This window comes from Flavobacteriaceae bacterium (assembly GCA_014075215.1).
Taxonomy (GTDB): domain Bacteria; phylum Bacteroidota; class Bacteroidia; order Flavobacteriales; family Flavobacteriaceae; genus Polaribacter.
This window is the reverse complement of the sequence record CP046177.1, coordinates 1,595,402-1,607,500: the sequence shown is the minus strand read 5'-3', so window position 1 is coordinate 1,607,500 and position 12,099 is coordinate 1,595,402. Positions and strand designations below refer to the sequence as shown.

12 protein-coding genes and 1 pseudogene (1 of these 13 running past the window's edge) are annotated in these 12,099 nt (G+C 31.3%); 10 read left to right on the top strand and 3 right to left on the bottom strand.

All coding sequences use genetic code 11. The features are described 5' to 3' along the window. Both porQ and GKR88_08095 read left to right on the top strand, forming a co-directional pair. Nucleotides 1-109, top strand: the 3' portion of a protein-coding gene (gene porQ, locus GKR88_08100; GenBank protein ID QMU64256.1) for a type IX secretion system protein PorQ. It extends 914 nt beyond the left edge of the window; only the last 109 of its 1,023 coding nucleotides appear in the window; the start codon falls outside the window, past its left edge; it ends in the stop codon at nt 107-109. A 2-nt stretch (nt 110-111) separates the two neighbouring features. Beyond that, the gene (locus tag GKR88_08095; GenBank protein ID QMU66669.1) at nt 112-798 is read left to right on the top strand and encodes a (d)CMP kinase; all 687 of its coding nucleotides are present in this window, start codon (nt 112-114) and stop codon (nt 796-798) included. Nucleotides 799-807: 9 nt separating this feature from the next. On the opposite strand, the gene GKR88_08090 is transcribed toward GKR88_08095, so the two are convergent. Further along, nucleotides 808-1,437 (bottom strand): radical SAM protein, encoded by a 630-nt coding sequence (locus GKR88_08090; GenBank protein QMU64255.1) that lies wholly within the window; start codon nt 1,435-1,437, stop codon nt 808-810. A 267-nt stretch (nt 1,438-1,704) separates the two neighbouring features. Between GKR88_08090 and rpsA the strand changes: the two genes are divergently transcribed. Further along, complete coding sequence (rpsA, locus tag GKR88_08085) at nt 1,705-3,561, top strand: 30S ribosomal protein S1 (GenBank protein ID QMU64254.1); 1,857 nt, start codon at nt 1,705-1,707, stop codon at nt 3,559-3,561. Nucleotides 3,562-3,699: 138 nt separating this feature from the next. Here the strand turns inward: rpsA and GKR88_08080 are convergent, their stop codons facing one another. Next, a complete protein-coding gene (locus tag GKR88_08080; GenBank protein QMU64253.1) occupies nt 3,700-4,506 on the bottom strand; it encodes a hypothetical protein in 807 nt (268 codons plus the stop codon). A 39-nt stretch (nt 4,507-4,545) separates the two neighbouring features. Here GKR88_08080 and GKR88_08075 point away from each other — a divergent pair, with 39 nt between their 5' ends. Continuing rightward, the gene (locus GKR88_08075; protein ID QMU64252.1) at nt 4,546-4,932 is read left to right on the top strand and encodes a hypothetical protein; all 387 of its coding nucleotides are present in this window, start codon (nt 4,546-4,548) and stop codon (nt 4,930-4,932) included. Nucleotides 4,933-4,990: 58 nt separating this feature from the next. Next, nucleotides 4,991-5,884: a DDE transposase gene (locus GKR88_08070; protein QMU64251.1), complete on the top strand. Its 894-nt coding sequence runs from the start codon at nt 4,991-4,993 to the stop codon at nt 5,882-5,884. 12 nt (nt 5,885-5,896) lie between these two features. Here GKR88_08070 and GKR88_08065 read toward each other — a convergent pair. After that, nucleotides 5,897-6,787: pseudogene (locus GKR88_08065) on the bottom strand (hypothetical protein). A 438-nt stretch (nt 6,788-7,225) separates the two neighbouring features. Here GKR88_08065 and GKR88_08060 point away from each other — a divergent pair. The 5 genes from GKR88_08060 (at nt 7,226) to GKR88_08040 (ending at nt 12,025) form a co-directional block, all read left to right on the top strand. Further along, on the top strand, nt 7,226-7,723 hold the full coding sequence (locus GKR88_08060) for a hypothetical protein (GenBank protein ID QMU64250.1): 498 nt from the start codon (nt 7,226-7,228) through the stop codon (nt 7,721-7,723). A 71-nt stretch (nt 7,724-7,794) separates the two neighbouring features. Continuing rightward, nucleotides 7,795-8,184: a hypothetical protein gene (locus GKR88_08055; protein ID QMU64249.1), complete on the top strand. Its 390-nt coding sequence runs from the start codon at nt 7,795-7,797 to the stop codon at nt 8,182-8,184. A 184-nt stretch (nt 8,185-8,368) separates the two neighbouring features. Beyond that, nucleotides 8,369-8,740, top strand: coding sequence for a transposase (locus tag GKR88_08050; GenBank protein QMU64248.1), 372 nt, complete (start codon nt 8,369-8,371; stop codon nt 8,738-8,740). Beyond that, nucleotides 8,740-9,597: an IS3 family transposase gene (locus tag GKR88_08045; protein QMU64247.1), complete on the top strand. Its 858-nt coding sequence runs from the start codon at nt 8,740-8,742 to the stop codon at nt 9,595-9,597. Before GKR88_08050 ends, GKR88_08045 begins: the two co-directional genes overlap by 1 nt. Nucleotides 9,598-9,688: 91 nt before the next feature. Continuing rightward, the gene (locus GKR88_08040) at nt 9,689-12,025 is read left to right on the top strand and encodes an N-6 DNA methylase (protein QMU64246.1); all 2,337 of its coding nucleotides are present in this window, start codon (nt 9,689-9,691) and stop codon (nt 12,023-12,025) included. Nucleotides 12,026-12,099 lie beyond the last annotated feature (74 nt).

Genomic DNA, 12,099 nt, shown 5'->3' with positions numbered 1-12,099 from the left:
ATTTGGGATTAGAATGAATAAACTGAAATTTAATTATGCTTTTTCTAAATACCATACCGCTTCAAGTACGAGTACAATTGGTATAAATATTGATTTGGATAGCAGGTGACAATTAAAAAAATTACTATAGCAATTGATGGCTTTTCATCTACGGGAAAAAGCACTATTGCCAGAAGTTTGGCTAAATTACTAGGATATATTTATGTCGATTCCGGGGCAATGTACAGAGCAGTTACCCTATTTGCAATACAGCATAATTTAGTCGGGCATAGTTTTTTTAATTTGGAATCGCTTGCTCAACATTTGGAAACTATTGATTTATCTTTTGAATTAAATACAGCGACAGGAGATGCCGAGATGTATCTGAACAATGTAAATGTAGAACGTGAAATAAGAACTTTAGAAGTTTCTAATTTGGTGAGCAAGGTTGCGGCAGTTTCAATAGTGAGAAAGAAATTAGTTGCTATCCAGAAAGAAATGGGAAAAGGTAAAGGAGTAGTAATGGACGGCAGAGATATCGGTACTGTTGTGTTTAAAGATGCCGAATTAAAAATATTTATGAGTGCTCCTGCAAATAAGCGTGCTGAGCGAAGATATAAAGAGTTGTTGGAGAAAGGACAGCATGTCAGTTACGAGGAAATTTATACGAATATAGTAGAAAGAGACAGGTTAGATTCAACGAGAAAAGACTCGCCTTTAGTAAGAGCTGACGATGCCATTGAAATAGATAATTCACACCTGACAAAAGAAGAACAATTAAAAATGGTTTATAGACTTGCCCGGGAAAGGTTGTTATAAAGATATTTTTTAAGGAATATGCAAATATTTATGAGTTTGTAATGATATCTTCCACTTGGGATTTTTCAAAACATAATCCACTATTTTTTGACTTATTTGCTCTCTTTTACTCCATTCGGGTTGTAGAAAAAGCTGACATTTTTTGGAAACTTTACCGGCGTGCTCTTCGGCAAACTTAAAATCATGATGGTTATGAATAATCATTTTTAATTCATCCGCTTTTTCATATACTTCTTGTAAAGGAAGTTTTGTTCTTTTGGGAGATAAGCAAAACCAATCCCAGGTACCAGAAAACGGATGAGATCCGGAGGTTTCAATATGTGTTCTAATCCCCTGTGAATTTAATCTTTCAGTTAAATAATCCATTGACCACATTAAAGGTTCTCCACCGGTTACCACAACCGTATCGGTATATTTTTTTGCATTTTCAATGATGGTATCTGTCAATGTCGGAGGATGCAAATCGGCATTCCAACTTTCTTTTACGTCACACCAATGACAACCGACATCGCACCCGCCAATTCGAATAAAGTAAGCTGCTTTCCCCATATGATGCCCTTCGCCTTGTATAGTGTAGAATTCTTCCATCAAAGGGAGTATTTTTCCCTTTTCCAAAAGCTTTTTGGTTTTTAAATCCATATCTTTCTTACTCTACTTCAACTTAACATATCAGTTAAATAAGCAATAAATATAGTTTTTGCTGACAAATAGAACAAAAATAAAATCAATTTTCACTTCAAGTCAAAAAGTTTAAACAAAATCTCATTTAAAATTTGTAGGTTTGCACTCCTTTTTTTACGAGTACAGATTAGAAAAAGGCATAGAAGTTATTTTTGATGTATCATCTCTCTTAGTATTATTATCGTTAATAATCTGAATAATAATAAGATACAAAAACAATTCAGCATGTCTGAAAAAACAAAAGAAACCGAAGAGCAAGTGGTAAATCCACAAGTTCAGGAAACAACTACTGAAGCTATAGTAGAAGAAGCAGTTACAGAAACTGTAGCCGAAACAGATCCGAAAGAGTTTTTAGCCAATTTTAACTGGCACAAATACGAAGAAGGTATTGAGGTTGTTGACGAATCTAAATTAAAAGAATTTGAAAAGACGCTGGAAGGAACCGTAGGTTTTGTAAATGAGCTCGATGTAATTGAAGGTATAATTATCAGAAAAACGGATAGAGATGTCATCATTGATATCAATTCCAAATCCGAAGGGGTCATTTCCTTAAATGAATTTCGTTATAATCCTAATTTATCTGTTGGTGATAAAGTAAAAGTACTTGTAGATAAAAGAGAAGATAGTACCGGTCAGTTGGTATTATCTCATAAGAAAGCAAGAATAATCAAAGCTTGGGAACGAGTTAATAATGCCCATGAAACAGGTGAAGTAGTCAATGGTTTTGTTAAATGTAGAACAAGAGGTGGTATGATTGTAGATGTTTTTGGAATTGAAGCATTTTTACCAGGTTCTCAAATTGATGTAAAACCGATTAGAGATTATGATCAGTATGTAGAAAAAACTATGGAGTTTAAAATTGTGAAGATCAATCACGAGTTTAAAAATATTGTAGTTTCTCATAAAGCGCTTATTGAAGCTGATATTGAAGTTCAGAAGAAAGAGATTATCGGTCAATTAGAAAAAGGCCAGGTATTGGAAGGTATCGTAAAAAATATTACTTCTTATGGCGTATTTGTAGATTTAGGAGGTGTTGACGGATTAATACATATTACGGATTTATCCTGGTCGAGAATCAATCATCCAAATGAGGTTGTTGAATTAGATCAAAAATTAAATGTAGTTATCTTAGATTTTGATGATGATAAATCCAGAATTCAACTGGGCTTAAAACAATTATCTATGCATCCTTGGGAAACTTTGGATGCAGCTATTAAGGTAGGCGATAAAGTAAAAGGAAAAGTAGTTGTTTTGGCTGATTACGGGGCTTTTATTGAAGTATCCGAAGGAGTTGAGGGATTGGTTCATGTTTCAGAAATGTCTTGGTCTACGCATTTAAGATCTGCTCAAGATTTTGTTCAAATTGGCGACGAAATAGAAGCGCAGGTTCTTACTTTGGATAGAGGTGAAAGAAAAATGTCTTTAGGAATAAAACAACTATATCCTGATCCCTGGACAGATATTACGGCTAAATACCCTATAGGCTCCACACATACCGGTACGGTGAGAAACTATACGAATTTTGGAGTTTTTGTAGAGCTAGAAGAAGGTATTGACGGATTGGTATATATTTCTGATCTATCTTGGACTAGAAAAATCAATCACCCGTCAGATTTTGTTACTATGGGTGATAAATTAGAAGTTCAGGTATTGGAGTTGGATGTAGAAGGCCGTAAGCTAAGCTTAGGTCATAAACAAACTCAGGAAAATCCTTGGGATGCTCATGAAGTCACATATACTATCGATTCTGTTCACCAGGGAACTATCAAAGAAAAAAATGATAAAGGTGCTATAGTGATTTTTGGTCATGGTATAGAAGCTTTCGCACCAAATCGTCATTTGGATAAAGAAGAAGGTGGCAAGCTGGCTAAAGGAGATACGGCAGAATTTAAAGTACTTGAATTTAGCAAAGACTATAGAAGAATAGTAGTCTCTCATACGGCTATTTTTAAGGAGCAAGAAAAAAGAAATATGAAAGCTGCTGCAAAAAAAGCTTCGGAAGTAGAAAAAACTACTCTTGGAGATATTGGCGGCCTCGCTGATTTAAAAAAGAAAATGGAAGCAGGGAGTAAGAAAAAATAACTACCTCCCATTTTTCTAATTATTATAAAAAAGAAGCTGCCTAAAAAAGGACAGCTTCTTTTTTATTTACTGAACTTATAACCTGAAAACCGTAAGATTAGCAAGCTAATACTAAAAAAACTACACTCCTTTCGAGCTTTACAGACGCTCCTTTTTCTGCAAAATTTTTGTCTGCCAGGGACTCAACTGAAGTAAATCCAGACAGTTTTTGACATTGGTTTTTACCAGAGTATAGGAATTTACATCCAATTTGTAATTCCAGTTTACAGTAGTATCGCTAAAATTGTGAATAATTACAAATTCTTCATTATCATTCCAGCGTCTGTAAGCAAATATTTGCGGGTTTTCATTGTCCAAACTCTCATAATCTCCATATACCAAAACTAGATGCTTTTTTCTAAAAGTAATTATTTCCCGATAATAATTTAAAATAGAATTATCATCTTCTTCTTGATTTTCTACATTGATATCGATATAATTTTTATTGAGTTGAATCCAAGGTTTTGCATTGGTAAATCCTGCATTTTTCCCAGAAGTCCACTGCATGGGAGTCCTGGCATTATCTCTGCTTTGACGGTGAACAATTTTTAGAAATTCATTCATTTCCTTTCCACTGGCTTCAGCTTCCTTCCAACTGTTGAGGGTTTCTACGTCATTATAATCTTCAATATTTGAAAATGCGACATAGGTCATGCCAATCTCATCTCCCTGATATATATAGACGGTACCTCTCAGCGTACATAACAGGGTAGCCAAGAGCTTCCCGGACTCCGTATGGTATTCCATATCATTTCCAAATCGGGAAATCATCCTGGAAAAATCATGATTCCCTAAAAAGATGCTTCCCCAACCTTTGTTTTTCAACCGGTGATCCCATTCATTGAAAACATTTTTAAAAACGATCAGGTCAATATTGACAGGATCGTATTTTGGGTCAACGACAATTTATGGGGATTGATTATTTTAGATGCATAAAAAAAGACGATGCATTTAGAATTATTAGCATCTATCCTCCCTCAAGATTTATTACTTCATTTTGATATTGTATTTTTTGAAGAATTAGGAGATATTTCAGTTAAAAAGGATGCTTTTCACATTTATTTAGAAGAGAAGAATATTCTACCAGAGGGTTACTCAAAGGGTAATTATGAGTCCAAAGGTTTTATTAGCAGTAAACAGATTCAAGATTTTCCCATACGCGGTAAAGCAGTTTATCTACATATAAAAACAAGACGATGGCGAGATAAGAAGACTAAAAAGGGAGCGATTAAAAATGATTATTCATTCATTGCAGAAGGTTCTAAATTAACGTCAGAACTTTCTGATTTTTTAAAAGCTACAGGTAGAGGCCCGAGAAGATACGATCAGTAATATAGCGAGTTATTACGGTATTTACCCACGAACTTTACAACGCCATTATAAGAAACAGATAAGTGGGTTTGATAGTTGGAATCAAAAGCCCCATTGTGAAGATTATCTTATTTATCCGAAGAATATAGGAGAGTATTTAAGTCTTGATGAAGTAAGTCTATCTAAAGGTGAACTTTATACCTATTTGACCAACAAGAACGCACGAAGTAAACAAGGAACTTTAGTGGCTTGTGTAAAAGGAATTAAAAGTGATGATATTATTACTGCTATTGAAAGAATACCCTTAGAACAACGCAAACAAGTCAAAGAAGTAACTTTAGATATGGCAAATAATATGAATTTAACAGCTAAGATTTGTTTTCCAAATGCTAAAATTGTTACCGATAGATTTCATGTGGTAAAACTGGTAACAGAAGCTTTACAGCATGTTAGAGTACAGCATCGGTGGAAAGCAATAGAAGATGAAAACAAAGCCATTGAAGCTGCTAAAAAAGCAAGGAAGAAACACAAACCCATAGTGCTATCTAATGGTGATACAAAAAAGCAACTTTTGGCTAGAAGTAGATATATTTTAGCTAAAAAGACAAACGATTGGACACCTAATCAAAAACAAAGAGCAGAATTATTATGTAATCTTTATCCAAACATCCAACAAGCCTATAAACACACTTTAGAATTTAGAAGCATTTATCAAGAAAAATGTAAAGTAAAAGCCAAACAACGATTTGAACATTGGTTTGAGGATACAGAAAAATTGGAATTTAAAAATTTCAATACAGCAATGAACAGTATTAAACATCATTTTAATACCATCTTAAACTTTTTTGACAATAGGAATACAAATGCAAATGCAGAGTCTTTTAATTCAAAAATAAAACTCTTTAGAGCCAATCAAAGAGGCGTAAGAGATACACAATTTTTCCTCTTTAGACTTGAAAAATTATTCGCTTAATACCCATAAAATTTACTTGAGCCCGTATTTTCCCCCGGACCCGTTATCAATAAACATATGCCCAAAATGAAAAATCATATTGAGTTCTTCCCTATCTTCCTCAACGTATAAAAGTCCATTTTCAAGATCAATCCCCGGCCCCTCTCCCACCGTCATAATATCATATTTTGAAAGTACTTCCCGATTCATTTCTTTCAAATACTCATGAATTTTAGGGCCATTAGCATAAAACTGTTGTATGGTTTCATCAAAATTACGAGTATTTGAATCCGGTAAGTTTGGAAGTTTGGAAATCAATGAAATGACATCCATTCTAAAACCATCCACACCTTTTTTGAGCCAGTAATCGATAATGCTATAAATTTCTTCCCGTACAGCCGGGTTTTCCCAATTTAAATCCGGTTGCTCCTTAGTAAAAAGGTGTAAATAATATTCATCAGTAGTCTGATCATATTACCAGGCATTACCGCTAAAAAAAGATTTCCAGTTATTGGGCGGGCCATTGTTTTTCACTTTTCTCCAGAAATAAAAATCGCGATAAGGATTGTCTTTTGATTTTCGGGATGCTTCAAACCACCGATGTTTAAAGGACGTATGATTCACCACCAAATCCATAATCAATTTTAACCCTTTGGCATGGATTTGCTGTAGGAGTTCATTAAAATCTTCTTCAGTACCAAATCCGGGCATTATTTTTTTGTAATCACTAATATCATAGCCATTATCGTAATTAGGCGATTCATATACCGGGCACAACCAGATAATGTCTACACCTAGCGATTTTATATAATCGAGCTTGCTAATGATCCCTCTTATATCCCCTATTCCATTTCCGGTAGTATCATTAAAAGATCTGGGGTATATCTGATAAACAACGCCCTCTTTCCACCAAATGCTATTCATTTATACATTTTTAAAAGATATATTTTTTATGTACATCGTAATTTTGCATAACGTTGTAATGAAAGTTTCTTTTGAAATTCAAGCAATATTTTTTTGATTAGTAACATAACATTCGTTTTGTGAAAATAATTATCACGCTAAATATAAAAAAACTAACTGAATTACAATTATTTATATATTTATACTATATTTGGATAACCGCCATAATAAAGATAACCGCAATGCGTATATTTGGGTGTTGGTATCCATTTGACAGAAACATTACGTTAAAAATCAACGGTTCAAAAAAAGAAAAGTCATAACTTGAAATGACAAAAGTCACTCGCTTAAGAGAAATTGAACCGAGAGTAGTAAACAAAATGTGGAAATAAAAGGTTATCATCGGGAACAGTTCCCAAGCCAATATTAAAATTGGTTAATACTTAAAATATCTAAACGATGAAAAAAGTATTTTTTATTTTTACATTAATGTTAGTTAGCTCATTTACATTTGCTAATACAGAATTTGAAAACTCTGAAGGAAATTATGAACAGAATGGTTTTGTTGAAAATTGTTTTTGTGATACATCGATTGCATATGAGAATAATGAAAGTGATTTAGTGAAAAGTTGTAGAACGTTTACTGTAACACTTGTTCTAGTTGTTGTCGAAATATCAACAGAGGTTACTGTCTGTTGTGGTTGTAGAGGAGTAATGTGCCAAAACCCAGGTTGTTGGACTGAAAGTAGTAGTAATCAACAGGCTAGCTTACTTGACGGGTTTATTGATATTTCGGATTTAATGTCAAAATATGGAGATGAAATAACGGAATTGAAAATTAAAGAATCTAGTAAAGAAAAAATATTTGAAAATGATTTTTCTATTAAATCTGGTTCTTATAAAGTTATAAAGAAGGATAATAAATTCTATGTAAATACAAAACTTATTAAATCATAATTTATTCCTATTTTAGACTATCTCAATTAATTGAGATAGTCTAAAATTAGAATTATTTAAAAACAATTACAATGAATATAATGACGAAACGAATTTTAGCTTTTTTTGTAGACAATCTTATTGTTGTTTTCATTTTCTCTCTACTAAACTCTCTTTTTAATTTAGAATACAATACTTATGATTTTGAAATGTTTAATAATATCTGGAAAGTAAAAGTTACGCCGATAATATTGTTCTATCTTATATATTTTATTCTTTCTGATTTATTAAACAAAGGAATAACATTGGGAAAATTTTTATTTAGAATTAAAGTTAACGCTAGTGAAAAAAAACTCATTAAAAGATCTATAATTAAAACTTTAAGTTATTTGATTTTACCAATTACTTTGATTTTTTGGATAGTTATGAATAAATTACCTCAAGATTATTTTTTAAATATAAAGACAGAAAACATTAAATAAAACGGCTACCAACACGGTATATAGTTTATTGCTATAAATCGCTTAATCAAAGTTAAGTGATTTTTTATAAAGTTATTGCTTTGTCGAAAATTTAGTACATTTATACACGCAACAAACCATATACATTAACGTTGGGCATAATACTGACCCGTCCTGAAATATGTATACAAAAAACAACAAGTATATGTATAAAAATGATGGATATGTAAGACGTTATAGTGAGAGTTTTAAACTCAAAGTATTAGCAGAACTTACCAAAGGAAACCATTCCAAAAGACAAATTGCCTTAACTTACGGCATACAATCTAGTACGATAAACGTATGGATTAAAAAATATGACCGTAAAGATTTAATGAACACCCGTGTAACCGTGCAAACAGACGACGAATTATCCCGTATTAAAGCCCTTCAAAAAGAGCTAAAACAACTCAAAGATCTTCTTATTAAAAAGGATCTAGATAAACTTGTGAATGATAGTTATCTTGAAGTAGCTGCTGAAAATCTTGGCTATAAAAATGTTGAAGAATTAAAAAAAAACTTAAACATAAAGCCTTAATGAAAATAGCACCGATTAATAGAAAAAAAAGAAGGTACGCCATCGCTACTATTTGTAATGCTTTCGAGTTAAAAAGAGATGCTTATTACAAATATCAAAAAAGGTTTGTTCTTAAAAAACAAATAGAACAAAATGTAATAATGCTTGTTAAAAAAAGCAGGAAAACATTACCCAGAGAAGGTACTAGAAAGCTAATGAAATCCTTACATAATGATTTTAGGAAACAGAATATAAATATAGGTAGAGACCAGTTATTTAGAATCTTAAAAGAAAATAATTTGTTAATTAGAAGGAAAAAATATTCTTCTAAAACAACCAACTCTTACCATCGTTTTTATAAATATAAAAATATCATAAAAGACCTGATCATTAATAGACCTAACCAAGTTTGGGCTTCGGATATTACCTATATAAGAACTATAAATGGATTTTGTTATTTAGCACTTATTACTGATATGTATTCAAGAAAAATAGTAGGCTATGATATTAGTGATAGTTTAGAACTTAAAGGCTGTGTTAGAGCTTTAAATAAAGCTATTTATCAAACTAAAAATACCGAAGAAATCATACATCATTCTGATAGAGGAATACAATATTGTAGCAATGTTTATACTCAAATTTTGAAAAGAAAAAAGATACAAATCAGTATGACCCAAGAAAATCATTGCTACGAAAACGCAATGGCCGAAAGAGTTAACGGAATTTTAAAAGATGAATTCTTCCTCGACCAAACATTTACAAATATCAATCACGCCAAAAAAGCAACAAAAAATGCAATCAAATTATATAATAATAAAAGATTACATTTATCTTTAGATTATAAAACACCTAATTACGTGCACAAAAATGTAGCATAAATTTTAATAATTAACTGTAGCCCTATTTTAGGACGAGACATACAAGAAACGATACAGCAATTTTTAAACAAGGAGATTTAGATTTATAATTATGGCAAACGAAAGAAAGACAGAGCAATTAGTTCGCAAGCATTTTGAAAAGTTTGCTGATAAAATAATTATTGAAGAGCAAAAATCTGATAATGCAAAAATTGACAAATTATTAAAAACCGCATCAAAAAAAGGTACAGGACAAGGCTACCCTGAATTTATTATTTCTTTCAAGGAAAATTCCGATTTATTAATAGTTGTAGAATGTAAAGCGGAAGTTACTAAACACGAAAGCAAGAATAAAGTTAAATATTCAGAATATGCAGTTGATGGTGCTTTGCTTTACGCTTCATACTTGTCAAAAAGTTTTGATGTTATTGCTCTTGCGGTTAGTGGTGAAACAAAACAATCATTAAAAATATCTCATTTTCTTCATTTAAAATCAGAGAAAAAGGCTACATCAAAATTTGACGATAAATTTTTAAGTGCCGAAGATTATTTAAAAGGTTATGAAAATAGTGAAGAGAAATTTAGACAAGATTATAATGCACTTTTAGAATTTACGAAAGAGTTAAATTCTAAATTACATACTCATAAAATACTTGGAAGCCAAAGAAGTTTATTAATTAGTTCAATTCTAATAGCTCTTGAAAATAAGGCGTTTAGAAAATCTTATGGAGTATATGATAATGCGGAAAATCTCTCAAATTTCCTAACTCAAACTGTTTCAAATGAGTTAGAAAGTGCGAATATCACAGGAAAAAAATTAAATAATCTTGACGTTCAATTTAGTTTTATAAAGACTGATACCTCTTTGTCAAAGAAAGAAAATGTATTAAAAGAAATTATAGATGAGATTGATGATAATATTAATTCATTTATGAAAACACATAGATATTTTGATGTTCTTGGTCAATTATACATAGAATTTCTACGATATGCTAATAGTGATAAAGGACTTGGCATTGTACTAACCCCACCACATATAACCGAATTTTTTTCTGATTTAGCAGGAGTAAATAAAAATACTATCGCTTATGATAACTGTACAGGTACAGGTGGCTTTCTTATAAGTGCAATGAGTAAAATGATTAAAGATGCAAAAGATGACCAAGAAAAAATCAAGAAAATAAAATCAAAACAATTAATAGGAACAGAATACCAATCACACATTTTTGCACTTGCTGTTTCCAATATGTACATTCATCAAGACGGTAAGACTAATATAATAAACGGTAGTTGTTTTGAACCAAACATTATTAAGGAAGTAAAAGCAAAAAAACCAACTGTTGGTTTTTTGAACCCTCCCTATAAAGCAAATAAAAAAATAGACACAGACGAATTTGAATTTATTTTGAATAATTTAGAATGTTTGGTTGATGGCGGAACTTGCATTGCAATTGTACCAATGCAAAGTGCCTTAGCAACAAAAGGAAAAGTTTATGAATTTAAAAAGAAACTATTAGAAAAACATACACTCGAAGCAGTTTTGTCAATGCCTGATGAATTGTTTTTTAATTCAAAAGTAGGTGTTGTTTCCTGTATTATGGTTTTTACTGCACACAGACAACATCCAAAACATAAAGAAACATATTTTGGTTATTATAAAGACGATGGCTATGTAAAAAGAAAAACCAAAGGAAGAATTGATGCTTATGGTAGGTGGGAAAAATTAAAAGAAAAATGGTTATCAAATTATGTGAATAAAAAGAGAGAAGCAGGGGTAAGTATTAGTAAGCCAATTAATGCAGAAATGGAATGGGTGGCGGAAGCATATATGGAAACAAAATATACAGAATTAAATAGTGAATATTTCTCTGAAACATTATTATTTTATGCAACTTTTTTGCTTGGTAATAAATTATCAAATGAAGTTTCACATAAGCCATTTCACGACAAAAATATTCAATTTAATACACAGGATTGGGAATACTTTGAACTCGAAAAATTATTTACTATAACTGGAAGCAAAACGACACCATTATTGGAATTAGAAGAATATGGAACAGGTGTTTTTTCTTATGTTACTACACAAGCAACAAATAACGGAGTTGAAGGGTTTTATGATTTTAGCACAGAAAAAGGAAATGTTTTAACAGTAGATAGTGCTGTTTTAGGGTATTGTTCATATCAAGAATTAGATTTTTCTGCAAGTGACCACGTTGAAAAATTAATACCCAAATTTGAAATGAATGAATATGTTGCTGTGTTTTTAGTTACTATTATGAATTTAGAAAGATATAGATATAATTATGGTAGAAAATGCAGTCAAACAAGAATGAAAGAGATAAGTATTAAGTTGCCATCAAAAGATAATGAACCAGATTTTAAATTTATGGAACATTATATTAAAACTTTGCCATATTCATCATCAATTAAAATGAAAGAAATTGAATAAGTACGTGTGGTAACAATGTATAAAAATAATAGCTGTTTAATCGCTAAAACGAAAGCAAGCAATTATAAAAAAGG